This window comes from Teretinema zuelzerae, from assembly GCF_021021555.1.
Classification (GTDB): Bacteria; Spirochaetota; Spirochaetia; order Treponematales; family Treponemataceae; genus Teretinema; species Teretinema zuelzerae.
The window spans coordinates 876,780-902,500 of sequence record NZ_JAINWA010000003.1; the positions used below are offsets into that span (position 1 = coordinate 876,780).

Below are 25,721 nucleotides of genomic sequence, written 5' to 3' on the forward strand. Positions count from 1 at the left end.
CATGAAAATCTCCTAATTCACCTGATCCGCGAGCACCCGTTCAAGGCCGCTCAACGCGCCGCGATTATCCTCCTGAATATCCAGCGCCCGGCGGAACCACCGTTCCGCGGAAGACAGATCTTTTTCGAGAAGAGCTATGTTTCCCAGATTAACCATCGCCGGAACCGACTGTTTGTCGGCGGCCAGGGCGTAGAATTTCTTAGCTTCCGCGTACATTCCGGCGCGGACATAAAGGAGGCCCAGCTGATTGTTGAGCGCCGGGGTCGATCCTTCGGCAAGGATTTTTTCCTGTATTTCGCGGATCTTCGGTCCGAATTCCGCGCCGATATAGCGGCGGAGATTCGTTTCCACGGCCGATGAAATAAGCGCTTCCTCGGGTTTGTCCGATTTGACGCCGCTGCCGGTTATGCGCGCCGCGGGATAGGAAAGCCAGGCCGAGCGGAGATCGACGAAGTCGACGTCCCTCCCCGCTTCCGCTTCCGATCCGATGGCGGAAACGGCCGTATACCAGCTGTTGATGAAGCCTTCCTTCAGGGTTTTGCAGGAAAGCGAAATCCAGACGCTGCCGTCGATATCCAAAAGACGGTCGTAGCCGGAGAACAGGCCTTCCGCCGCCGCGGCGTCGATGTCGAGAGCGAAGGCGACGACGAAATCTTCCGGCAGGGGAATGAAGGCGGTTCTGATTCCCACCGACTCCAGAAGGGCGGCGAAGAGGATGCCGATGTCGTCCAGATCGCCCGAGCGGTACGAAAGGGTTTGAAAGGGATATTGAATGCTGTCGAGGGCCGCCGGATCGAGATGGAAGGCTTCATAGGGAGTATCTCCGCCGTTTACGGCAAGTCCTGAAATCCTGAGGCTTTCGAACAGATACATGGCGAACTGCATGTTCCGGTTCAACCCTGTTCGCAGGCGGTCGCGCGCCATCCCGACGACGTATTTGGACAGGTCCAGAACCTCCGGCGCGTTCGGAGAAATGAATGAGGCAAGGATTCTGCTATCCGTCCATCTTGCCATATTTCTATTATAAGTCTCCACGACCACGGGGCGCACGGATTCCCGCTGTTCTCCCAAAACCGTGTAGGAAACGACCATTTCCGCGGGAAATTTTCCGTTTTCGGTGAATTGCTGAATGGCTTCGGAGAAATCGGCCGTAACGGGGATGTCGCCGCTCTTTCGTTTAGCGAGAACGGGAATGGAGCCGCAAAACACGGTGGAAGCGGTATAATCGCCGGCGCGAAAGCTGACCCGGACGTTCCTGATTTCGGCTGTTTCCTGATTGGTTATGCGTACCGATCCGAGGCTCGAATCGCGATACACCGAATACACAAGGGGAAAAACCGGTTCGTCCTGATGCAGGAGGGCATCGACTCCGCCTGTGGAAGATCTGGTGTCGAGCAGGTAGCGGAGGCTCAGTCCGGCAGAAAGGCCGCTGTACATCGGGCCGCCGGTCTCGTTGACGGAGGCGTTGAACAGGTAGGTCGACCAGCCGGCCGCCGCGGAAACGCTCATCGAAGGCGAAAAGCGGAAACCCGCTTCGCCCCAGGCGCGATACCAGAAATCGCCGTAGGTTTCGCCGTCGTAGAACCACTCGTAGATTCCGCCTGAAACGCCGGCTTGAGCGAATACGCGGGAAAACGGATAGGCGGAAACCGTAAGGGCCGGCCCGAAGCGGACGAACTGGGGAAGGGAGGACGAGGCGTCGACGCGGGTGAGCTCCCACCCGGCTTCAGGTCCGAGGCCGATCAAGCCGGCGAATATGAAGTCCGCGTTGAAGCTGCCGGAGGCGCCGAGGGAATAGAGCTCTTTCTGATCGCCGCCGAAGGGAATGCTCGCCTGCGGAGTCAACCGGAAAGCAATTTCCAAAGCCGCCGCCGGGCCGATGCAGAGAAGAATACTGATGAATACGAACACATGAACTTTTTTATTGGGAGCCATAGCCTTCCCCTCTCGTTGATCCGCATCCGCTAAATCCTGACATGTCCTGGATTTACGCTGACGCCGGTGCGTTGAGGATGACAGTATAGCCCCTCCAAATCATAAAAAACGTCCAGAATTCCTTCTATACGGTATTTTTTTCTGGACATCTGTTTCTTTTACATTCGCAGGGCGAAAAAAAACCGCCCCGCGCGGAAAGCGCAGGACGGTTCGGTATTTCAGCGGTTTTCTCTTACGCCTTGAAGCCCGGAAGCTTCTTGAAATCAAGCGTGGCGAAATAATCGTCGATGATTTCCTTGCGGCGGATTTCGATGATCTTTCCGTCTTCGCGCAGGAGAAGTTCTCCGGCGCGGAGCTTCGCGTTGTAGTTGAACCCCATCGCCCGGCCGTGGGCTCCGGCGTCGTGGATCACGACGAAGTCGCCCTTCTCGATTTCCGGAAGCTCGCGCTGAACTGCGAATTTGTCGCAGTTTTCGCACAGGGATCCGACCACGTCGTAGGTTTTAGACGCGGGAGCGTCTTCCTTGCCGACGACCGAAACATGGTGATAGGCGCCGTACATTCCGGGCCGCATGAGGTCGGCCATGCTGGCGTCGACTCCGATGTACTCGCGGTAGATGTGCTTCTCGTGGATCGCCTTCGTCACCAGCCAGCCGTAGGGTCCGGTGAAGGGCCGGCCGCACTCGAAGCAGATCCGGACCGGATCAAGGCCTGCAGGCTTCATGACGGCGTCGTAGGCGGCCTTCATTTTATCGGCGACATAGTCGTAATCGATCGCCTTCTGCCCCGGCCGGTAGGGAATGCCGATGCCGCCGCCCATGTTGATGAACTCGACGGCAACGCCGGTTTTTTCCTTGATCTCGACGGCGAGCTCGAAGAGCATGCGGGCTGTCTCGACGAAATAGTCGGGATTGAGCTCGTTGGAGGCCACCATCGTGTGCAGTCCGAAGCGCTTCGCTCCCCGTTTGGCGGCTTCCGCGTACGCTTCGAGAATTTGGGGCCGGGTGAGGCCGTACTTTGCTTCCTCGGGCTTGCCGATGAGGGCGTTGCCGTCGCGGAGGGGGCCGGGATTGTAGCGGAAACAGATAAGCTCGGGCAAACCGCCCAAGGCCTTGTCCAGATAGTCGATATGGGTGATATCGTCCAGATTGATTATGGCGTTCATCAGATTCGCGTAGACGTATTCCGATTCGGGCGTCTCGTTCGAGGTGAACATCACCTGATCGCCGGTAAGGCCGGACTTCTGAGCCAGAATGAGTTCGGGCATGCTGGAGCAATCCGCGCCGAGTCCCTCGGCCGCGAGAATCTTCATGATGAAGGGATTGGGGCAGGCTTTTACCGCGAAGTACTCGCGGAAACCGGGGAAGCGGGAGCTGAATGCGTTCATAAAACGCCTGGCGTGCTCGCGGATTCCCTTCTCGTCGTAGAGATAGAAGGGAGTCGGGTACTGCGCGGTCAGCCCGCGGAGATCCTGCAGAGTCAGCGGGAAGGATTTTTCGCTCATGCGAGGTACCCCTTCGCCTTGAGGAGTTCGGCGTTCAGGATTCCGCCGCCGGCGGCTCCGCGCACGGTGTTGTGCGAAAGACCGACGAAGCGGATGTCGAACAGGGGGCATTCGCGGAGACGGCCGACGGAAACGGCCATGCCCTTGTCCTCGTCGCGGTCGCGCCTTGGCTGCGGGCGATTCGCTTCTGAGCGCACGATGATCGGCTGGCGGGGAGCGAAGGGAAGGTCCAGCTCCTGGGGCAGGGCGCGGAATTCGCGCCAGATTTTTTCAACCTCTGCAAGGGACGGCTTCTTGTCGCCGAATTCGAGGCTGATGCAGGCAGTGTGTCCGTTGATGACCGGCACGCGGTTGCAGTGGGCGGAAACCTTGAGGCCGCCGAAGTTGACGATCTTTCCGTTCTCGACCTTGCCGAGAATCTTGAGGGGTTCCTTCTCGCTCTTTTCCTCTTCGCCGCCGATGTAGGGAACCACGTTGTCGATCATGTCGAGGCTGGGCACGCCCGGATAACCGGCGCCGGAGACGGCCTGCATGGTGGTGACGAACATGCGCTTCACCTCGTAGCCGGCCTGCATGAGGGCCCAGATGGGGGTCATGTAGCTCTGGAGGGAGCAGTTCGGCTTGACGGCGACGAAGCCCTTGTCCCAGCCGTGGGTTTTGCGCTGGGCGTCGATGACGGAAATGTGGTCGGCGTTGATTTCGGGGATGAGCATGGGAACGTCCTCCGACCAGCGATGGGCGGAGGCGTTGGAGACGACCGGAATGCCGAGGGCCGCGTACGCATTTTCCAGGGCCTTGATTTCGTCCTTGCTGTCCAGCTCGAGGGCGCTGAATACGAAGCGGCAGCGGCCGAGAGCCTTCGAGGCGTCGTTCGCGTCTTCGATGATCAGGTCCGCGACTCCTTCGGGGATGTTCGCGCCGAGCAGCCACTTGCTCGCGACTACCTCGCGGTAGCTTTTTCCGGCAGAACGGGGGCTCGCCGCGATATACGAGACTTCGAACCAGGGATGGTTCTGCAGAAGATAGATATAATTCTGGCCGACGGCGCCGGTGGCGCCGAGTATTCCTACGGGTATCTTTTGACTCATGATAAAAAACTCCTGTACGATGCTGTTCGGTTCGGCTTTACAAGCCGCGTTATCAAAGAATTCCGGCGGCCTGGAAGGCGGCGCGGAGCTTGGGAGCGTTAGCCGGATCGAGCGGAGCCAGAGGCAGCCGGAGAGATCCCGCGGGCAGGCCCTTCATGTTCATGACCGCCTTGATGGGAACCGGATTGGTTTCCACGAAGGCAGCCTTGAAGGCCGGAAGCAGCTTGTAATGAAGCGTTCGGGCTTTTTCCATGTCTCCGTTCACCGCAGCCGTCGCGAGGGCGGTTACTTCCGCCGGAGCGATGTTGGACACGACCGAAATGACTCCGTCGCCGCCGAGGGCCGCGAGGGGGAGAGTCAGCGCGTCGTCGCCGGAAAGGACGCTAAAGCCGGGCTTTTTTCGGGCGATGGTTTCGATGACTTCCATCATCTGGTTGATGTCGCCCGAAGCTTCATTGACTCCCGCGATATTCGGAAGTTCGGCGATGCGGGCGAGCAGAGCGGTGGAAATATTCTTGCCGGTCCGTCCGGCGATGTTGTATACGATAATGGGAAGACCCACTTCCGCGCAGGCGGCGAAATGCAGGAAAATTCCCTCGTCGTTGGGCTTATTGTAGTAGGGAGTCACGACCAGAGCGTAGTCGGCTCCCTTCTGTTTGGCGCGTTTGACGTATTTGACCGCATCCCGGGTATTGTTGCTCCCGGCGCCCACGATGACGGGAACCTTTCCTTTGGCTTCCTCCATGGCAATGTCGATCAAGGTTTCTTCTTCGCTCTCGTCCAGGGTCGGGGTTTCGCCCGTGGTTCCCAGGGGAACGATTCCGGAAATACCGCTTTTGAGCTGGAACCGCACCAGATCGCGGAATCCCTCGAAGTCGACTGAGCCGTCTTCCTTCATCGGGGTGACCAGGGCGGTGAATGCTCCACGCAGTTTCATCATATCGCGTCTCCTTATGAGATACCCTCCAACGCGCCGGAGGAGACTATCTCTTGCAATTTTATACCAGTTTATTACATATTTATGCATAATGACAAGGGGCTGGATGTCCTTACGCGCGAAAGAATGCGCGCAATACACACGAATCGACAAAAGAGAGTATACTCGGTAGCCATGAAAAAGATGCTCAAAAACCCCGGAGAGCTGTTCAGAAAAATCTGGATTACCTCAGGCGCCTTCCTCGAGAACGATCTGTTTACCTACGCGGCCGCAGGAGCCTGCAATTTCATACTTTCGGCCCTGCCGATTCTGCTCATGACGCTTGCTGTCCTTTTGCGCGTGTTCCACGCTTCCCCGGAAGCCCTGCTCCAGCTGGTAGATTCAGTACTTCCCCAATTCCATGTCTTCGATTACGAGACTACGGTTTCATCCATATTATACGCGCGCACGACCAGTTGGGTGGAAATCATTCTGGGACTGACGATTTTCTGGATGGCCCGCCGGTTCTTCGCCTCTCTGCAGCGGGGCCTCGCGCAGATCTGGAGGAAGCGGGGCAAGGGACGGCCGATACGGGAAAACCTGCTGATCATCGCCGGAGAGGTGCTGCTCGTGGTATTGATTGTGAGCACGGCGATATCGGTCACCACCGCAAACGCGTTTTTCCGTTCTGCCCTCTCGCGCGAACTGATCAACCCCGCGGCCGCGAATTTCCTGTCGCGTCTGTTTCTCTACACTCCGCTGGGAGCGATTTTCCTCTTTCTCTTCCTGGTGTACGATCTGCTTCCGCGCGTGCGGCCGGCTCACCAGGACGCGGCTCTCGCGGCGGCGGCGTGCACCGCCTCGTTCTGGATCACGCAAACCCTGTATTCGCTGTTCATCGATATGACCCGATACAATCTGGTGTACGGCATCCTGAGCAACGCGATCGTGCTGGTGCTGGAGGTGTATACCTTCTTTTTGCTGTTTCTGTACTGGGCGCAGTTTCTGTACGCCAAGCAATTCTACGAAAGCTTTCTGGTTTCCCGGATCTGCCTGCTCCCTCCGGCTGACGAAACGAATCTGTTCCGCAGAATCGAGCGGAGGATCTTCCGGCGCCCGGAGCTTTTTTTCCGCAAATACGCCTGCGAATACCGGGCCGGGGACGCCGTCTATTCGAAAAACGACGAAAGCCAGGGACTCTTTTATATCTGGAAGGGTTCGATTTTGACGGAGACGAAAAACGAGATTTCACGACTCGGGGAAGGAAGCGTCTTCGGCGAAATAGAAAGCCTCTCCGGAGCCCTCAGGATATCTACCGTACGCGCCGAGACGGATTCGACGGTCCTGAAAATCCCGGAGGATATCTTCCTGGAAACCCTGGAAGTGGACGGAGAGCTTTCCCGCTGGGCCCTTTTTTCCATGACGGACTTTTTGCGTAAAAAACAGGGGAAAACTATTTCCATGCACCCGTGAATCGTGTTATCTCTGAAGGGCTTTGTTGTTTGATTGCAAAAGAGGTTAACTATGTGCGGAATTGTCGGATATATCGGTGACGAAGAAGCCACCCCGGTGTTGATTAACGCCCTTAAAAAACTTGAGTACCGCGGTTACGATTCTGCGGGAATAGCCGTTCTTGGAACCGAGAGCCTCATCGTTCGAAAAGCCAAGGGCGCATTGAAATTTCTTGAACAGAAAATAGCGACGGAGATTATCCAGGGATCCATGGGAATCGGGCATACCCGCTGGGCGACCCACGGAGAGCCGAGCGACATCAATTCGCATCCCCATACGGACGTATCAGGAAAAATAGCTGTCGTGCATAACGGAATCATCGAAAACCACGCGAAGCTTCGTTCCTGGCTCGAAGGCCACGGAGTCGTATTCCGCAGCCAGACGGATACGGAAGTAGTAGCCCACATGATAGACTTCCATTACAACGGAAACCTCCTTGAAGCCGTCCAGGAAACCCTGAAGCGTCTTGAAGGCTCGTACGCCCTCGCGGTGATTTGCGAAAGCGACCCGGACAGGATCATCGCCGTGAGAAAAGACTCGCCCCTCATCATCGGAGCCGGCGACGGAGAAAACCTCATCGCGAGCGACGTTCCGGCGATTCTGGAATACACCCGCGACGTATACTATCTCGACGACCGGGAGCTGGCGGTGCTCTACCGCGACCGGGTGGAGTTCTTCGACGAAGAGGGCAATCCGCGGAACAAGGAGCTGGTGCACGTAGAATGGGACGTGGCGGCGGCGGAAAAGGGCGGATACGAACACTTCATGCTCAAGGAGATCCACGAGCAGCCGAAGGCCCTCACCGACACCCTCCGCGCGCGCGTGAAAACATACTCGAACAAGACGATACACCTTGAAGAAATCGGATTCGACGCATCCTGGGCCGAGGCGAGCCGGGTGGTGATCACCGCCTGCGGCACCGCGTGGCACGCCGGAGTCGTAGGAAAGTACGCCTTCGAGCACTTCGCGCGCATCCCGACGGACGTAGACATCGCGAGCGAATACCGCTACCGCAAGCCCATCTTCAACCCGAAGGACATCTTCATCATCATCAGCCAGTCGGGAGAAACCGCCGATACCCTGGCAGCCATGCGCATGGCGAAAAAAGGCGGAGCCCGCATCATCGCGATCACCAACGTAGTCGGCTCCACGCTCGCGCGAGAGGCCGACCTCGTGATGTACACCTGGGCGGGCCCGGAGATCGCGGTCGCCTCGACCAAGGCATTCACCACGCAGCTCATGTGCGTGTATCTGATCGCCATGCAGTTCGGATCGCTCCGGGGAACCATCAGCGAAGACGAACTCACCGGCTACATCGACGCCCTCGAGCAGATACCAGCCCAGGCCGAATCCCTGCTCGCCCACAAGGAAGCGATTCAGCGCTTCGCCAGCCAGCAGTTCAACAAAACCAAGGCCTTCTTCATGGGCCGCCTCTTCGATTACGCGATCAGTCTGGAAAGCGCCCTCAAACTCAAGGAAATCAGCTATACCCACTCCGAGGCCTTCGCGGCAGGAGAGCTGAAACACGGACCGATCGCCCTCGTGGACGAGTCGACCCTGGTCGTCGCTATCTGCACGCAAAGCGCCCTGTTCGACAAGATGGATTCGAACATCAAGGAAGTGAAGGCGCGCGGAGCGACCGTCCTGGTGATCACCTACGAGGGAGAACCCTACTTCGACGGAACCGCGGACGAGATATTCCGCATTCCCCGCACCCTCGATCCGCTGACGCCGATTCTCTCGGTGATCCCGAGCCAGCTGTACGCCTATTACGCCTCGCTGCAGCGCGGACTCGATCCCGACAAGCCGAGGAACCTCGCGAAGAGCGTCACGGTAGAATAACAGAACTGTCAAAACGGAACGCAAAGGGGCGTTCGATATTCACGGAATGAAAATAGCACTTTTGATAATCGATATGCAGAAAGCTTCCTGGTCGGGAACGAGCAGGAAGGAAATGGACAAGGCGGCGGAAACCCTGCGGGGAATCCTCCCCTTTTTCCGGGAACGGAAACTGCCGGTGATCTGGATTCAGGACGTCAGCTCGATGAACAGTCCCGATCATCCGGGAGAAGCCTTCGACCTCATCGACGGCCTTGAGCCGCTCGACCGCGAAACCCGCGTCCGCAAGCGGTATTGGAACGCCTTCAACAAGACGGAACTGAAAGACGTCCTCGAAGCTGAAAAGGTTAAAACCGTTATTCTCGCCGGATACTGCGCGGAGTGCTGCGTGCTTTCCACGTACCGGGGCGCGCTTGATCTGGATCTGGAGCCGATTCTGTTGGAAGGCGCGCTCGCAAGCGAAAATCCGGATAACCGGAGGTTCGTACAACGGATCAGCAAAACGGCATCCCCGGTTATGGTCCGCCGGCTGGCGGGAAGCGCGGCGGAACCGGAAGCAACCCCGGACTGTTGCCCGCGATAAAAAATCGATACAGGATAGACGGCGCGGAAAGAAGGGGGAGCGGAAAAACGTCAAGCGCGCTTTCTATACCTACCGGTAGGTATAGCGAACCGGCAACACTCAAGACGTTCAAACTTTCGTTCCGCGGTACCGCCCGCGCTTGATCTTTTGGAGCGCGGGGGAGACTTCCCCCCGCAAGATTTGATATACTGCGACATGGATCACGACAAAATAGTAGTTTTGGACTTCGGCAGCCAGTACGCCCATCTCATCGCCAAGCGATTGCGCCTGATGGGTTTTTATTCGGAAATCGCCCTGCCCCAGGCGGAAGTCGCCTCTCTCGCGGCGGCGAAGGGAATCGTGTTTTCAGGCGGACCCTCTTCCGTCTACGATGAGCATGTTCCCGAATTTAATTCAGACATATTGAAGCTCGACATCCCTATTCTGGGATTGTGCTACGGCCACCAACTAATGGCGAAGGAATACGGCGCGTCGGTCGGCAAGGCCGAGGTCGGCGAATTCGGCATCGCGCATCTGACAGCTTCGACCGGCGCAGGAAACGCTATTCCCGCGTCTCCCCTTTTCGAGGGAATCGCCCTGCCCTCCCAGGTGTGGATGAGCCATCAGGACGCGGTTCTAAGCCTTCCCGCAGGATTCGAGACGGTCGCCTCGACGAAGGACTGCCCCTATGCGGCGCTGCAGGACCTGAAGAGAAAGCGATTCAGCCTTCAGTGCCATGTGGAAGTGAAGGACACCCCGGAAGGCGACAGGATTCTCGCTAATTTCGCGAACCGCATTTGCGGCATGGAGAAAAACTGGAGCCGCGATCAGGTTCTGGAAACGATAATGACGGAGATCCGCGATGCCGCCGACGGAAGGGGCATCGGAACGAACGGCCGGGAGCGGGACGGCAAAAAGCGCAAGGTGCTGCTCTTCCTCTCCGGCGGAGTGGACTCTACGGTCGCGTTCGCCCTCCTTAACGCGGCGCTCGGCCAGGAGCGCGTACTGGGCCTTCATATCGACAACGGCTTTATGCGCAAGGACGAAAGCAGGATTATCGAGAAGCGCTACAAGGAAGCGGGTTTTACGAATTTCATCGTGGAGGACGCGAGCGAGGCCTTTCTGCAGGCGGTATATAAGGAAGCCGATCCGCAGAAAAAGCGAAAGGCGATCGGAGAAACCTTCATCCGGGTCCGGGATTCGGTCGTGGCGCGGCTCAAGCTCGCCGAGGACGACTGGCTCCTGGGCCAGGGAACGCTGTATCCGGATATCATCGAGTCCGGCGGCACGAAAAACTCCCATGTGATTAAAACGCATCACAACCGCGTCGACGGCATACAGGCCCTGATCGAAAAGGGCTTGATCATCGAACCGCTGAAGGATCTCTATAAGGACGAGGTCAGGATAATCGGCAAACAGGTCGGGCTTTCCGACGAGCTGGTATTCCGCCATCCCTTCCCGGGCCCCGGGCTTTCCATCAATGTGCTGTGCAGCGACGGCGTGTTCGCCGACAGGGCGGAGTTCGAAGCCTCCGGAGAGCGAATCAAAGCGATTTCTATCGAGGGCGCTTTGACCAAAGGACGATTCAGCGGGATTTCCGTTCTTCCCGTCCGATCGGTCGGCGTCCAGGGCGATTTCAGAACCTACCGGTTCCCGGCGGTGCTTTCGTTCGGCGACATCTTCGGCGACTTTCCCTCTTGGGACGAGCTTGAAGAGCTTTCTTCCAAAATCACGAACGCCAGCGCCGACGTGAATCGAACAGTCGTGGAATTGTGGAAACGCCCGGGCGCGGAACCGGCGCTCCGAGAACTTTGGTGCGACAAGCCGAGGCTCGACCAGACGAGGGAGGCCGACGCAATCGTGCTCGACGAGCTGAAGAAGGCCGGCTGGTACAGCGCAATTTTTCAGCATTTGACGATTAATCTCCCGCTCGCCTCGGGACCGGACCGATGCTCCATCGTGCTGCGTCCGGTCGTTTCGGAAGACGTGATGACGGCGCGCTTCGCCCATCTGGACAGGGATCTGCTCAAGCGCATCGTCGAGAGGATCGTGGCGCTCGGATTCGTGGACGCAATCTATTACGATATTACGAACAAGCCGCCGGCCACCTTCGGGTGGGAATAAAAAATGGCGCCTAAAAAGCTGTTCGGCCCCCCGGTCGAACGGCTTTTTTTTGCGCGTTCGCCCCGGTCGAGAAGGCCTGAACGTGATACACTTATTCGACCCCCGGGAAACGGAAATTTTCTCTCCAGTCCGGTAACACTCCTTGAAAGACGATGTGTTATATCCTATGTGCACAGGAACTACAGAAAGAAATGAACGCAACGGGAACGATCACGATCGATGATTTCGGCGAACTATACGGCAAATACGGCCCGATGGTTCTGCGAAGGTGCCGCTTCCTCCTGAAAGACGAGGAACGAGCGCTGGACTGCATGCAGGACACCTTCGTCCGCATCATCGAACGGCGCGAACGGCTTTCCGGCGTCTGTTCCAGCTTGTTTTACACAGTGGCGACCTCCGTCTGCATGAACCGCATACGGTCCGACAGATTGCGCAGAGGCCCGCAGATTGAAAACCTGCTGCACGAGATCGAGGACTCGAAGTCCGCCCGCCATGAAGAAATCGTGGATACGGCGGCCCTCCTCGATCAGATATTCGAGGATACAAAGGATGATACACGAACTATGGCTGTTCTCCACTATGTAGACGGTTTAACGCTGGAAGAAACGGCGGAGGAAATGAGAATGTCGGTTTCGGGAGTCCGCAAACGGCTCGCCGTGCTGAGAAAGAAGGCTTTGCGGGACGCAGGGACTTTACAACAGGGGGCGTCGAAATGAAACAACATGCGCTTCATACGGAACAAATAGCATTGGGCGAACGCGCGAATCCCGGAACGATGGACGCGGAACTGAGGGAACTCCATGCTTCAACCGCTGATATTCTTCGCCGCTATCCGGCCGACCTGATAGAAACGGAAATACGGGCCCGGCTTTCGCACGATACGGAACGCAGGGCGAACGCTGCAGGTTCGCGGTTCCGCGCCGTTCAAACGATGGGATTCGCAGCGGCAGCCTGCCTGGTTGTCGCCCTCGCGGTCGGCGTCGTTCAAACGTCCGGAAGCGCATCGCTGGAAGGCAATATGGCCGATAACGGAGTTCTGCATCTTGCAGACCGAGCAAAGGGAAACGGCCCGATCCTCTTCGTTTACCGTAAGGAAGGAAGCGAGGCCGTACTGCTGCGGCAGCGGACGAAGGTATCAGAGGGAGACGTGCTCCAGCTCAGCTACGTAGCCGCGGGAGACGCCTTCGGCGCCATCATTTCGATCGACGGCAACGGAGTCATCACCCGGCACTACCCGGACGACGGCCTCATGGCGGGCCAGCTCCGGACGAACGGCGAAATCCCCCTGGACTTTTCCTATCAGCTCGATTCGGCCCCGGCGTACGAGCGGTTCATATTCATCTCGGGAAAGCGGAACTTCTCCGTTTCCAGCATCATAACATCGATACAAAACGCGGGCCGCTTCGCTCTCGCCGCGACCTCCGACCTCTCCGGATATCTTCCGGCGGGAGTGAGGATGACCGAAATCCTCCTTTTCAAATAAGGACTTCTGAATGAAAACACCGTATCTTGCCCTCGCCCTTTCCGCCGCGGCCTTATTAACGGCCGCGCAGGAGGGATTCTGCCAAACGACCGAGAAATCCCCCATCGACCGGTACGCCCTGTACGTAGCCTCCAACAACGGCGGCCCGGGACGGGAAGTGCTCCGCTACGCGGGATCGGACGCCGAGAAGGTAGCGCAAACCCTCTCCGAAATCGGCGGAGTTCCCGCCGCGAAAAGCATACTCCTGATAGACCCCGCCCGCTCCGATGTGGATCTCGCCTTCGAGTCCATCGCCGCCGATATCTCGCGAAACAAGGGAAAGGCGCGGCGCAGCGAGTTCATATTCTATTATTCGGGACATTCGGACGAAGCGGCGCTTCTTCTGGGAACCGAAACCTACGGATACGGAGAGCTGAAAGCATCCCTTGGAACGGTGCCCTCCGATGTGCACGTCGTCATGCTGGATTCCTGTTATTCGGGCAATTTCGTCCGAACCAAGGGCGGTTCGCGGCAAAAGCCTTTTTTGATGGACGATTCGACCATTGTCCAGGGACACGCCTATCTTTCGTCCAGTTCCGAATACGAAGCTTCGCAGGAATCCGACAAGCTCCAGGCCTCCTATTTTACCCACGCTCTGGTAAGCGGCCTGCGGGGAGCGGCGGACAGCTCGGGAGACCGGAGGGTTTCGCTCAACGAACTCTACCATTACGCCTTCAACGAGACGCTGGCGAAAACCGAATCCAGCACGATCGGCCCTCAGCATCCTTCCTATAACATCACCCTTGTCGGTTCAGGCGATCTCGTCATGACCGATATTTCGGACGCCGAGTCCATGATTCATATACCGGCGGATCAGGAGGGAGCGTATTTCTTCCGGAACAGCGGGGGCATCCTGGTTTCCGAGATAAACAAGATGAAGGGCACCGAAGTAGCCCTCGCCCTTCCGTCCGGCTACTACCAGGTTTCTCTGGTGACTCCGCTCGCCGCGAGCCAGGGTTCCATCCGCCTTGAGCGGGGACAGAAAATCTCGCTCGACCCCTCGCACTTTTCCTCCGTTATCCGCAGCCAGGGCAGAGCCCGGGGAATGACGGTGCAGCCGCTTTCAGGCGAGGAAGAAGAATACGATCCCTACGGCGAGTTCGATCCGAACAACGAAGCCGATCTCGCCGCCGTGCGCGAATACGCCAGAGCGAGGGCCGAGGAAGCCGATCATGCATCCCGGCAGGAACAGGCCGAAAACCAGGCGGGAGCAGGACTTCCCGGTCCGGGAACGAGATGGGAACCGATCAGCGTGTCCCTGTTCCCCGGATTAGAATTTCCCCAAAATCCCGGGGACTACGTCAACGTCGCGGTAAGCCCCTTCATGCTTGCCAACCGGCATATCAACGGCGTGCAGGCGGCGGGCTTCATGGCGATGAACGACGGATCGCTGCAGGGAGTTCAGGCGGCGGGCTTCATGGCGACGGCCACCGGCGTCATCAACGGAGTGCAGGCCGCGGGCTTCATGTGCACGGCGGATTCGGATCAAACCATGAACGGCATGCAGGCGTCCGGTTTTCTCAACAGCGTCGAAGGATCCCTCCACGGACCCCAGTTCGCCGGATTCCTTAATTCGATCAGCGGCGACCTCAAGGGATTCCAGGCAGCCGGCTTCATGAACAGCGGAGAAGGATTCATCGACGGCGGACAAGCCGCCGGCTTTCTCAACAGCGCGGACAAGGGCTTTAACGGATTGCAGGCGGCGGGCTTTCTGAACTCCGCCGGCGAAGTTTCCCGCGGCGTCCAGATTTCAGGCTTCATCAACGTAGCGAATGAAATCGAAGGCGCCCAGATCGGCATCGTCAACATAGCCAAGAAGAATCAGGGCGTCGCGCTGGGTCTGCTCAACTTTATCGCGGACGGCATCATGGCAGCCTCCGTCTACGGAGACACCAACGGAATGGGATGGGCGCAGTATCAGGGCGGAACCAAGCAGTTCTTCACCACCTTCTGCCTGGGAACGCCGGTCAGGTGGGATCGGCAGTGGGACTGGGACTTCACCGTTTTCGGCTTCGGAGTCGGGCATCGCCTGTTCGAATTCGGCAACATGAGCGTCGATGTCGAAATATTCTCGAAGCAGGTTATAGACACGAAAGAATGGGATAGCTACGGAGAGCTTGTGATCGAGACCGACGAGGAAGCGGAAAGATTCGGCTGGGAGCTGGCGCAAATGCAGATTCCTTCGGCGCGGATCACCGGCAACATGCATATCGCAGACCACCTGAGCTGCTTTGCGTCCTGGAACGCCGACGTCCTGATCCCTGGATACAACGATAAGGCGTTCACCTACGGAAAAACCGGAACGCTCCAGGAAATGAACGACAATCTGGCGGTGTATACCAGCTGGTCCTTCGGCGTGAGGTTTTAACGCTCCCGTCGATTCCCTGAGATTAAGAGGACAACATGAAAAAAATCGTATCAGCGGCCCTGGCCGCCTGGGCGGCAGCCCTTCTGGGAGCCGCCGGGCTCGAGGTGCGCGTACAGGACAGGGAGCTCGAGCTTCCTCTGGAAGGCGTGATCCTGCAGATTTCCCTTTCCGGTCCGACCCTCCCCGGCGGCATGACGATCAAGGGAGAAACCGGCGCCGACGGTTCGGCCGTTCTGGAAATTCCGGACGAGTTCGCCCGCGGCGTGCTGGGGGCTCAGTTTCCCGGCTATGAAACCGCGCGATTGCCGGTACGGCCGGGAGCATCCGAAATCCTCGTGGAAATGAATATCTCGGGCGTCATCGAGGGAAAGGAGCTGGTGGTCGAACGCAAGGCTCCCGGCGTCGCGGATGAAGAGTCGGGCGTATCAGTCGCGATGGACAAAAAGGACATGGAGACGACGGCGAACATCGGCCTCGTGGAGGACGTTATGAACTCCATCAAGACCCTTCCCGGAGTCACCTACGCTGGAGGATGGAACGCGCAGCCGTCCATCCGCGGCGGCTACCCCTCGCAGATGGGAACCGTTCTGGACGGCGTCTACATCATCGCTCCCTTCCACTGGGGCGGAGCGTTTTCGATCTTCAATCCGAATATGGTGGAGAGCGCGAAAATGTCCCACGGCATTTTTTCAGCGCGCTACGGCCGGGCAATGTCCGGACTGCTGGAAGTAACGACGATCAACCCGAAAAGCGAAGCCTTCCGTTTCGACGTGATCAACTCGACCACGTCACTGGAAGCCTTCGCCCAAATCCCGCTGGGTAAAAAAGCGGGGCTGTTCACCGGGGGAAAGATCACCTATATGGAGACGCTCGCCTTTCTGAACGATGAAATACTTAAAAGCGAACCGAAGCTCGGCGAAACCATTCCGACGATGCCGTTCATACGCGACATGTACGCGAAGCTCTGGTTCACGCCCGAGCCCGAGCTATCCTTTTCCTTCAACGCTTTTTTCGGAAGCGACGGAATCGGAACCTTTTTCGACGGAACGACCGACGGAATCCGCACGGTTTCTTCCTTCGACTGGCTCAACCTGATGGGCTTCGCGGCCGCCCATGCGCGATGGATGCCCGGCGACCGGACGGCGATTAAAGCACTTGCGGCCTATAACAACAACACGATGAACTTTTCCTTCGACAACGCGATATCGGGAACCCGCGCGTACAGCGGCTCTTTTCTGGATGCGTTCGATACAACCTACGACGCGGACGACGACGGCCTGATCCGGGGCAGCTCCGAATACGCGATGGACGGCATCGACTTAAAAGTCGACTCGGTACAGACTATTCAGCAGCTTCAGGGAAAACTCGAAACCGATATTCTGATTTCAGGATCGCATATCGTCTCCTTCGGCGCAGACGAAGTGTTCCAGTTTTTCACCTCGGATCAGGACGTAAACGGCATGACGGTGATCGGCGAAGCTCCCGGCCAAACGTACTATCCGGTTAACTCAAGCCTCAATCTCGAAGGAAACCGGGTGCTCAACACTTCAGCCTTCGCCCTGTGGTCGTTCGGGAACGAAAACTCGACGCTCCGCGGAGAGGCGGGAATTCGCGGGGACCACTTCTATCTCTGGAACAAGAACTTCGCCATCAATACCTGGCCCGTAGCGAATCCGCGGGCAAGCGCCGAGTGGACGCCGATCCGCGACGAGGGAATGCTGGAAGCCCTCACCTTCTCCGCCGGCACGGGATTCTTCTCCATGGTGCCGCTCGACTCTCTCGCGGCGGACGAACAGTTCGAGATAGAAAGCTTCAAAATCGGCCCTGACCGGTCCTGGTTCCAGATTATAGGAGCCCAGGCGGACCTGGCCGACGACTGGACGTTCAGAATCGAGGGATACTACAAACAGTACTTTAACCGGCTGTATTTTACGAACAGGTACATCTACAACGAATCCGGAGAACCCGAAACGCTCACCTACGACATCCATTCGGACGGCAAGGGGTTTTCCGCCGGCTTCGATCTCATGCTGCAAAAGAAAAACGGCCGCCATTTCGACGGGTATCTCAGCTGGTCGTATGTCGTGACGAAATACTACAATCCCGCTTCTCCCCAGGAAGAAGGCGATACGAGCGCTTACGGAGAACCGCTGGAGGAATGGTTCTACCCCTCCTTCCATCGTTTTCATTCGCTCAACCTGATCGCCAACTGGAAGCCGGTTTCAGGCCTTACCCTTACGGCGAAGGCCAGCCTCGCGACCGGCGCGCCCCGATCCAAACCCGGCGACATCACCGCGACGGGGATCGAATACAACGAAGCGATCATCGAGCGCTACACCCGGAGCGAAACCTACGACGAAGGCTTGCGGAACGGAATATCATGCCCGGTGGATTTCCGGATTTCCTACGCTTCGTATAAACCGGGCAGCAAAATTCGCACCGAGATTTATTTCGCCCTCGAAGACGTATTCGTGAATCTCTATAAGGCGAAAGGAAACACCTCCTTCGATCCGTATACCGGAAAGGAAATCGAAAACAGCGATTCCGCCGACTATAATATCGGGATACCGACTCCCTCGATCGGCTATAAACTCAGTTATTAAGGAAGGATCGGCAAATGATGCACACAAGGCAGACGAACAGAAAAGGCAAGACGCAGAGGCCCGCAGCAAGCAGGAGCATTTCGGCGGCGGCCGCTCTGCTGGTCGCGGCGGCGGTTATCGCCGCAAGCGGCTGCGCGTCAAACGCGTCGAAACGTGAAATCAACGGCTGGAAGCTTACAGAAACCGAAGAAGGCGCCGCCTTGGTCCGCTACGAAAAAGACCGGTTGCGAATCCTCGGAGAAATATCGGAAGAAGAAACAGAAGGCCGGGTCTTTACCGTTCGCGAGGTGCGCTGGTTCAGCAACTGGAACGACGGCTGGACAGAAGCGGTTCTGTTCGCCGACGGAACAGCCCGCCTGGTGCCGAGCGAAAAAAAAGGAGAGACGGCGGTATTCGAAGGGCCGGTCCTGCTCGACGAGCCCTATTCGGCCGCGATCCGCTACCGCGATACCGTTATCGTCGGAGCGGAAGCTGCGAGCGCGTTTAAAAGAAGGCTCGACCGCATCGAGGCCGCGGTCGAATTTCTCTCCGCCCGGGAAGAATTGCGCGAAAGGGCGAAGAGCCGGAAAACCTTCATCCGCGGCGCAGGCTCGCTTCTATTCCCCGAAGTCTACGGCTATCCGGACGGATCGCGGCCGGGCCCGAAACAGGCCGATAACCGATCGAAGGCCGAAGGAATTTCCTGGGATCTGGCGTACAGCGCGGAATATATTCCCGCCGAGCTTGCGGAAATCCGGAACAGCGGAACCCTATTCCGCGACTGGGAAGAAACCGCGGATTTGTTTTACTTTATATTCATCATGAGGAGCGATACAAAATGACCGAAGAATGGAGCCTTATTCACCTGTTCAACCTCGGAGGGGCCTTTATGTGGCCGCTGCTCGCCTTTTCCGTCGCGACAATCGCGCTCGTGATCGAGCGCATCGCGTACCTGCTGTACCACAGCCTGAACGTTTCCAGGCTGAGAGACGAAGTTTCTTCGCTGATACGCGAGGGAAAAAGAAGCGAGGCTCTCGCGCTTTTGCAGAACGCGCCGCGCAAACTCACCTGCGCCTCTATCTTCCTGGCCCTCGTGTCGAACGCGAAGCACGGCGAAGCGCGAATGGAAAAAGCCGCGGAGGCCGAGGCGCGCGAACGCATACGCCGGCTTGAAAACGGATTCAATTATCTGACGGCCCTCGCCTCGCTCGCGCCTCTGACGGGATTCCTGGGAACGGTCTCCGGCATGATCGGCGCCTTCAAGTCGATCGCGAGCGCGACCGAAGTGAACGCCCAGCTCGTCGCTAACGGAATCTACGAGGCGCTGATCACGACCGTATTCGGCCTGTGCATCGCGATTCTCGCCCTTGTGGCGTACAATCTGCTCATCCAGCGGGTGGACACCTTCGCCGCCGATATCGTGAAATCGATCAGCGATCTCACCAGCGATCTCCTCGAGCATGCGGACGGGGAAGGAAGAGGGGAATGATCCGTCTTCCGGAACGGCGAAAAATCGACGACCCCGGCTCTTCCGGAGCGCTGAACGATCTTTCGTTTATACTGATCATCTTTTTCATCGTCATCGCGGGATTCAACATCAACAAGGGATTCCTGCTGACGCTCCCGGACGCCGAGCGGCCGAGAATCGTGCAAACCGACGATCTGGTCAAATGCAGGATCGACGCGGCCGGCACGATTTCGATCGACGGAAACGCGCTGAGCGTTGAAAAGCTCGAGAACCTGCTTGTCGAAAAAAAAGCGAAGTGGCCGAACATGACCTTTCTCCTGATCATAGACGAGGATTGCGCATGGGAGCACGTCGTACGGGTGATCCATGAAGTTCGGAAGCTCAGGATAGAAAATTTCAGCTTTAAAATGGACGGAGAACGCAGATGATAGACCTGAAAAGACGAAACCGCAGGCCGCTCATCGCCATGTCTTCGATGTCGGACATCGGATTCCTGCTGCTCATCTTCATCATGCTGATTTCGCTCATTAATCAGCGCTATGAAGAACCGATCGAATATCCTGAAGCGAAGCTTCTGGAAAAAACCCAGGAAAAGGATAATCTGGAAATCTGGATCGAAGCGGGCGGAGCAGTCTCGGTGGAAGGAAATCGGGTCACGGGCGAACAGCTTGAACACATTATCGCGCAGTCCCTTGCGGAAACGCCGGGGATACGGGTGCACGTCATCGCGGATAAAAACGCGCCGTACCGACACATCGATTCGGTCGTAAAGGTATTGCAGAAACTCCAGCACCGCGTCGTCAGTTTCGTCGTGAAGGAGGAACTGTGAACAGGGAATGGATTATCCGACACCGCATGCCGGTGTTCCTCGCCGCGGCGGTCACGCTGCACGCGCTCGCGTTTCTTTTGATACGGTTCGCGATTCCCGCCGCCGTTGCCGAGGAAGAGCCGGAATACGCAGTGCTCAAGCTCGTCGATGTGGAGGAATTCAGGCCCCCTCCCCCGCCGAAGGAAGAAACGGTCATGCTCTACCAGAGGCCGGAAGCCTCGGAAGAAATAGTGGAAACGGCGAAGGCGGTCATTGAAACGGACGACAAGGCATACGACATCGTGGATGCCCAGCCGGAAATCGACTATCTGCCGCAGCACAAGATTTCGCAAATCCCTGAAGTGCCCTCGCGCGAGGTGCTTGCAAAAATCGTGTACCCCCCGATCGCGCTCAGGCAGAAAATCGAGGCCGTCGTGTATCTGGAGCTGTTCATAGATCAGACGGGCAAGATACGGAAAGTGCAGATTTTAAAGGATCCCGGCAACGGATTCGCGGAAGCGGCGGTCGCCGCCCTGGAAGGGGTTGTTTGCAAACCGGCGGCGGCGAACGGGGTGCCGGTCGCCGTGCGGTTCAGGTACCCGGTTCGCTTCGCCTTGAACTGAGCGGCGCGCGAAAATAAAAACGAGCCGGCTGGAATACGGCACGCGGCGACTGGCAGCTCGGCCTTTACGGTCGAGCCCCCGCCGGCGCGGAAAGCGTTTTACGATTTCGAGCCGATGTGCATGCTCTTTTTGAAGTTGTAAAGGTAGCGCTTGATTTTCTGGCTCGCGGTTTTTTCGAACTTGTCGATGAACTCGACCCGGTCGATGCGGGAAATCTTGTTGACGTTCTGGTTCACGAAGAACTTGATCTCGTTCAGAATCTGCTCTCTTCGATACGCGAGAGCCCTGCCGGCGTCGTTCGCGGCGGCGGATACGGCTTCTCCCATCTGGGCGCCCATCTGTCGAGCCTGTTCGACAAAACCGGAATTCGCGGAAGCATCGCCCTGAGAGATAACTCCCTGGGCGGCCTTCGCCGCGATGTCGGCGGCGAGTTTCTCCTCGTCGAGCTGGACGATCGCGACGAGGGAGGAGTTGTCTCCTTCCACGACGAGAGAGTCCGCGACGAAGGGATGCTGGTTGAGCACGAACTCGATATCCTCGGGATAGATGTTTTCCCCGGACGAGCCGAGAATCATGTTCTTGGATCTTCCCTTCAGCGACAGCCGCACGCCCTTTTTATCCATGACGCCGAGGTCTCCGGTGCGGAACCATCCGTCGTCGGTGAAAACGGAAGCGGTCATTTCAGGATCCTTGTAATAGCCCTTCATGACGTTCGGACCCTTCACGACGACTTCTCCGATTCCGGTTTCGGGATCGGGATCGAGGAGCTTCAATTCGATTCCGGGCATTGCAGGACCGACTGAGCCGGGAACGGTGATCTTCGGGCCGGAGCCGGCTAACAGCGGAGCGGTTTCGGTCAATCCGTAGCCGATCGCGTAGGGGAACTTCGCTTCCTTCAGGAATGTTTCGACGACAGGATCTACTTTCGAGCCGCCGATGCCGAAGAACTTGATCCGCCCGCCGAATGTTTTTTTCAGGGACTTTCCCGCGATCCGGTGCAAAATTTTGCGAAAAAACGGCTTGGCGTACAACTTCGCGACAGCTGGTTTGGAAGTGAAGGTGGGAACGATCTTATTTTTGTAGATTTTTTCCATGATGATGGGCACGCTCAAAATGAGGGTCGGCCGGACCTTTTTCAGGGCAGGCAGGAGGGTGCTGACGGTCGGCGCTTTTTCCAGATAGCGGACGCAGGCTCCGTTGAGGAAGAACATCAGGAAGCCGATAGTGAACTCGTAGACGTGGGAGAGCGGCAGAAAGGACAGGGCGACGTCGATTTTGTTGATGCGCTGGAAGAATTGTCCGCCGATCGCGGTGAATACGAGGTTTTTATGGCTGAGCTCGACGCCCTTGGAGCGGCCGGTGGTTCCTGAGGTGTAAATAATGGACGCGGTGTCCTCTTCTTCGATGCGGATTTCCCCCGGCGTTCCGGTGCGGGTTTCGGCTCCGAGAGAGAGTGAGAAATCCTCGATTCTGAGGATGCGGTTTATGCCGAGAGATGCGGGATCGGGAACCTTCTCCAGAAGGCGGGCCGAACCGATGAGGATCGAGGCGCCGGAGTGCTTGATGCAGGTTTCGATTTCTTTTTGGCTGAAGTCCGGCAGAAGGGGCACGGCGATCGCGCCCATTGTGACGATGGCGAAATAGCTGACGCCCCAGTTCGGCGCGCTGGTGCTCAGAATGACGACGCGGTCGCCTTTTTCCACTCCGAGCCTGTAGAGCAGGGCGCGGGTTTCCTCAACTCTTGCGCCGAATTCTGCGTAGGTGATGCAGTCGCCGGAAACGAATCCGAGCGCGGGACGATCAGCGAATTTTTTAAGGCTGTTGGCCAGCATGGCCGGAAAGGTATAAGTTCCAAGGTCGTCGATAGTTTGCATCGCTGAATAGTCTCCTGTAGCGTGTGATTTACATCGTTTCTTCTGCCGGCGCGTAAAGCGCCCATAACAAGGTTCGACACTGAATCGGCGGCGAAGGTTGCAAAAACGGATCGCTGACGCGCGAATCGGACTCCCGCAGGGCGAAAGCCGCGCGTTTTCAAAAAAAAGACGCGGCCGGGTTCCGGACGCGTCTTTTAGTTATTAAGCGATTGTACTTCAGGTTCGCCGCTTCGTCAAAGAAAAAGAGAAGCGGAGCGAAGGGTTGTTACCAGACGGTATCTCTGATGAAGGTGTCCTTTCGGTCGTAGCCGACGGATATGATGCCGACCTTGGTCGAAGTGTATTCTTCGATGAAATCCACATAGGATTTCGCTTCCGAAGGAAGGGCGTCGTAGGAGCGGCATTCCTTGAGGCAGGTTTTCCAGCCCTTGAAATGCTTGAGCACCGGCTTGGCCGCGTTCAGTTCTTCGATAGAGGCCGGGAAATCCTCGGTGATTTTTCCGTTGATGTCGTAGGCAACGCATGCTTCGATGTCCGAAAGCGTGTCGTAGACGTCGAGGTGGGTGAGAACCAGATCGTCGATCGAGTTCGACTGGCAAGCATAGCGGAGGGCGACCAGGTCGAGGTATCCGCATCTGCGGGGGCGCCCGGTGGTCACGCCGTATTCCCGGCCTGTTTCGCGCACGTAGTTGTACAATTCGCTCTGGCTTTCAGCGTCGAATTCGGTGGGCATCGGGCCGTTTCCGACCCTGGTCGAGTAGGCCTTGAAAACGCCGAGAACCTTATCGATGGATCTGGGACCGACGCAGCCGCCGATCGCCGCTCCTGCCGAGGAGGAGAAGCCGGAGGAAACGTAGGGATAGGTTCCCAGGTCGAGATCGAGAAGAGCCCCCTGGGCGCCTTCGAAGAGGACCTTCTTGCCGCGAGCCTTCCACAGTTCGCTTGTAAGGTTCACTTTCATAACGAGAAGGCGGTCGATGAAGGGAGCGAGGAATTCGCGGTCTTCCGCTTCCAGATCGGCCATTTTTTCCTTCCAGGTAAGGTCGGCGAGACGGATTCCGTCGCGTTCGCTCTTCATGGCGTAGGTGGTGCCGATGCCCCGGCCGGTGGTTCCGATGGGGCGCTTTCTCGCGGCGTCGCGCTGTTTATCGAGCGCGCGGTATCGGGGCAGCACAATGTGAGCCCGGTCGGAAATGAACACCCTGCCTTCCCAGGAAATGCCCTTTTCAGTGAGCATCGCAAGTTCGGCGAACAGAGCGTCCGGATCGATCACCATGCCCGCGCCCAGATACACCGTGTTCTGGGGGTGGAGGATTCCCGAGGGAACCAGGTGGAGAGCATACTGTACTCCATCGGACACAATCGTGTGCCCGGCGTTCGCTCCGCCGGAAAAACGCACGATACACTGGGATTCGTCTGCCAAATAATCGACAATCTTTCCCTTTCCCTCATCGCCCCACTGGGCCCCGATAACGACTACGTTCATGTCTACCCGCTTTTAAAACCGTGAATAGTTCGGAGCCTCTTGCGTGATGGTGACATCGTGCGCATGGCTTTCCCGAAGACCCGACGAGGTGATCCTAACAAATTTCCGATAATTCTTCAATTCCTCTACAGTTTTGCAGCCGCAATAACCCATGCCCTTTCTGAGGCCGGAAACCATCTGATGGAGGAAGCTCTTAAGCTCGCCCTTGTAGGGAACCCTGCCCTCGATGCCTTCCGGCACGGGGGATTCGTCCTTCGCGATACCGTAACGGTCTCCCGAACCGTCCTTGATGGCGCCGAGCGATCCCATGCCGCGATATTCTTTGTAAATTCGTCCGTCGAAGATGATTTCGCGGCCGGGAGCTTCCTTGAGGCCGGCGAAAAGGTTGCCGATCATGACCGCGTTCGCTCCGGCGCCGAGCGCCTTGGCGATGTCGCCGGAGAATTTGATGCCGCCGTCGGCGATGACCGGAATATTCGATTTGGACGCTTCCTCGGCGCAATCGCAGACCGCCGAGAATTGCGCGGCTCCCACGCCGGAGACGATGCGGGTGGTGCAGATGGATCCCGGTCCGACGCCGACTTTTACGGCGTCCGCTCCTGCTTCGATCAGGTGCCGGGTTCCGGCCGCCGTCGCGACGTTGCCTCCGATGACCGGAAGATCGGGATATTTCTTCTTGATTTCGCGCACCGCTTCGATGACGCCCTTGGAGTCGCCGTGGGCGGTGTCGAGGACGACGAAGTCTACATGGGATTCCAGAAGCAGGGGGATGCGGACAGACCAGTCGTTATTGCTGATCGCCGCTCCTACGATCAGGCGGCCCTTCGCGTCGCGGGAGGCGTGGGGGAACATCTCCTGCTTTTCCATGTCCTTCACGGTGATCAAGCCGGTAAGGTGGCCTTCACCGTCGATGACGGGAAGCTTTTCGATGCGGTGCTTGTCGAACTTTTGGCGGGCGTCTTCGGTGGAGGGCTTGCCCTCGGTAACGACGATGTCCTTCGTCATCACGTCGCGGACGAACAGGGAATCGTCGCGGCAGAAGCGGAGGTCGCGGCCGGTGATGATTCCGACAAGGCGTCCTTCGCGGGTGATGACGGGAAGGCCGGATACGTTGTAGCGATGCATGATCTGCTTCACGTCTCCGATGGTCCGGTCGTCTTCCACGGTGACGGGAGACTCGATCACCCAGTTGAGGTAGCGCTTCGCGTTCGAAACCTGCTCGGCCTGGACGGGAGGAGGAAGATTCCGGTGGATGACGCCGGCGGCTCCCTCGAGGGCGAGGGCGACGGCCATTTTTTCTTCGGTGACGGTATCCATGGCGGCGGAGATAACCGGAACGTTCAGCCGCACGTCGCGGACAAGAAAGGTGCTCACATCGGTTTCGCGGGGCAGAACCTCCGAATAACCGGGAACCAGCAGAACGTCGTCATAGGAAAGGGTTTCCTTCATTTCAATCATATCGATACCTCCAAATAATGTGCTCTCTATTCTCCGGGCTTACGTCCGGATA

General features: G+C 57.7%; 20 protein-coding genes. 13 read left to right on the forward strand and 7 right to left on the reverse strand.

The annotated features are described in order from the left end of the window. Window positions 1-12 precede the first annotated feature (12 nt). The 4 genes from K7J14_RS11140 to dapA form a co-directional block, all read right to left on the reverse strand. Window positions 13-1,935 (reverse strand): tetratricopeptide repeat protein, encoded by a 1,923-nt coding sequence (locus tag K7J14_RS11140; protein WP_230756178.1) that lies wholly within the window; start codon window positions 1,933-1,935, stop codon window positions 13-15. Between the two features lie 232 nt (window positions 1,936-2,167). Then, window positions 2,168-3,439, reverse strand: coding sequence for a diaminopimelate decarboxylase (locus K7J14_RS11145; protein WP_230756179.1), 1,272 nt, complete (start codon window positions 3,437-3,439; stop codon window positions 2,168-2,170). Beyond that, on the reverse strand, window positions 3,436-4,527 hold the full coding sequence (gene asd / locus K7J14_RS11150) for an aspartate-semialdehyde dehydrogenase (protein ID WP_230756180.1): 1,092 nt from the start codon (window positions 4,525-4,527) through the stop codon (window positions 3,436-3,438). The genes K7J14_RS11145 and asd overlap by 4 nt, the downstream gene beginning before the upstream one ends. A gap of 52 nt (window positions 4,528-4,579) precedes the next feature. Continuing rightward, window positions 4,580-5,467, reverse strand: coding sequence for a 4-hydroxy-tetrahydrodipicolinate synthase (gene dapA / locus K7J14_RS11155; protein ID WP_230756181.1), 888 nt, complete (start codon window positions 5,465-5,467; stop codon window positions 4,580-4,582). A gap of 171 nt (window positions 5,468-5,638) precedes the next feature. On the opposite strand from dapA, the gene K7J14_RS11160 reads away from it, so the two are divergent. From K7J14_RS11160 to K7J14_RS11220, 13 genes are all read left to right on the forward strand, one after another. Further along, window positions 5,639-6,916 carry a YhjD/YihY/BrkB family envelope integrity protein gene (locus tag K7J14_RS11160; RefSeq protein ID WP_230756182.1) on the forward strand — a complete coding sequence of 426 codons (1,278 nt, stop codon included), beginning with the start codon at window positions 5,639-5,641 and terminating at the stop codon, window positions 6,914-6,916. Window positions 6,917-6,967: 51 nt separating this feature from the next. Further along, window positions 6,968-8,797, forward strand: a complete 1,830-nt coding sequence (glmS, locus tag K7J14_RS11165) for a glutamine--fructose-6-phosphate transaminase (isomerizing) (protein ID WP_230756183.1) — start codon at window positions 6,968-6,970, stop codon at window positions 8,795-8,797. Window positions 8,798-8,843: 46 nt separating this feature from the next. Further along, a complete protein-coding gene (locus tag K7J14_RS11170; protein ID WP_230756185.1) occupies window positions 8,844-9,377 on the forward strand; it encodes a cysteine hydrolase family protein in 534 nt (177 codons plus the stop codon). Window positions 9,378-9,572: 195 nt separating this feature from the next. Then, window positions 9,573-11,480 carry a glutamine-hydrolyzing GMP synthase gene (guaA, locus tag K7J14_RS11175; RefSeq protein WP_230756187.1) on the forward strand — a complete coding sequence of 636 codons (1,908 nt, stop codon included), beginning with the start codon at window positions 9,573-9,575 and terminating at the stop codon, window positions 11,478-11,480. A 191-nt stretch (window positions 11,481-11,671) separates the two neighbouring features. Next, window positions 11,672-12,196, forward strand: coding sequence for an RNA polymerase sigma factor (locus tag K7J14_RS11180; RefSeq protein ID WP_230756189.1), 525 nt, complete (start codon window positions 11,672-11,674; stop codon window positions 12,194-12,196). After that, window positions 12,193-12,963, forward strand: coding sequence for a hypothetical protein (locus tag K7J14_RS11185; RefSeq protein WP_230756191.1), 771 nt, complete (start codon window positions 12,193-12,195; stop codon window positions 12,961-12,963). Before K7J14_RS11180 ends, K7J14_RS11185 begins: the two co-directional genes overlap by 4 nt. Window positions 12,964-12,973: 10 nt before the next feature. Then, window positions 12,974-15,370: a caspase family protein gene (locus K7J14_RS11190; RefSeq protein WP_230756193.1), complete on the forward strand. Its 2,397-nt coding sequence runs from the start codon at window positions 12,974-12,976 to the stop codon at window positions 15,368-15,370. 35 nt (window positions 15,371-15,405) lie between these two features. Next, window positions 15,406-17,973, forward strand: coding sequence for a TonB-dependent receptor plug domain-containing protein (locus tag K7J14_RS11195; RefSeq protein WP_230756195.1), 2,568 nt, complete (start codon window positions 15,406-15,408; stop codon window positions 17,971-17,973). A 14-nt stretch (window positions 17,974-17,987) separates the two neighbouring features. Continuing rightward, entirely contained in the window at window positions 17,988-18,794 is an 807-nt protein-coding gene (locus tag K7J14_RS11200) for a hypothetical protein (RefSeq protein WP_230756197.1), read from the forward strand. Further along, the gene (locus K7J14_RS11205) at window positions 18,791-19,441 is read left to right on the forward strand and encodes a MotA/TolQ/ExbB proton channel family protein (protein ID WP_230756199.1); all 651 of its coding nucleotides are present in this window, start codon (window positions 18,791-18,793) and stop codon (window positions 19,439-19,441) included. The genes K7J14_RS11200 and K7J14_RS11205 overlap by 4 nt, the downstream gene beginning before the upstream one ends. Then, window positions 19,438-19,848, forward strand: a complete 411-nt coding sequence (locus K7J14_RS11210; protein WP_230756201.1) for a biopolymer transporter ExbD — start codon at window positions 19,438-19,440, stop codon at window positions 19,846-19,848. Before K7J14_RS11205 ends, K7J14_RS11210 begins: the two co-directional genes overlap by 4 nt. Then, window positions 19,845-20,249: an ExbD/TolR family protein gene (locus tag K7J14_RS11215; RefSeq protein WP_230756203.1), complete on the forward strand. Its 405-nt coding sequence runs from the start codon at window positions 19,845-19,847 to the stop codon at window positions 20,247-20,249. The genes K7J14_RS11210 and K7J14_RS11215 overlap by 4 nt, the downstream gene beginning before the upstream one ends. Continuing rightward, a complete protein-coding gene (locus K7J14_RS11220) occupies window positions 20,246-20,851 on the forward strand; it encodes an energy transducer TonB (RefSeq protein ID WP_230756206.1) in 606 nt (201 codons plus the stop codon). The genes K7J14_RS11215 and K7J14_RS11220 overlap by 4 nt, the downstream gene beginning before the upstream one ends. Window positions 20,852-20,949: 98 nt before the next feature. Here the strand turns inward: K7J14_RS11220 and K7J14_RS11225 are convergent, their stop codons facing one another. The 3 genes from K7J14_RS11225 to guaB all read right to left on the reverse strand — a co-directional run bounded on the left by K7J14_RS11225 (window position 20,950) and on the right by guaB (window position 25,669). Further along, window positions 20,950-22,725, reverse strand: a complete 1,776-nt coding sequence (locus K7J14_RS11225; protein ID WP_230756208.1) for an AMP-binding protein — start codon at window positions 22,723-22,725, stop codon at window positions 20,950-20,952. Between the two features lie 265 nt (window positions 22,726-22,990). After that, entirely contained in the window at window positions 22,991-24,211 is a 1,221-nt protein-coding gene (locus K7J14_RS11230; RefSeq protein ID WP_230756210.1) for an adenylosuccinate synthetase, read from the reverse strand. Window positions 24,212-24,223: 12 nt separating this feature from the next. Next, window positions 24,224-25,669, reverse strand: coding sequence for an IMP dehydrogenase (gene guaB / locus K7J14_RS11235; RefSeq protein ID WP_230756216.1), 1,446 nt, complete (start codon window positions 25,667-25,669; stop codon window positions 24,224-24,226). Between the last annotated feature and the right edge of the window lie 52 nt (window positions 25,670-25,721).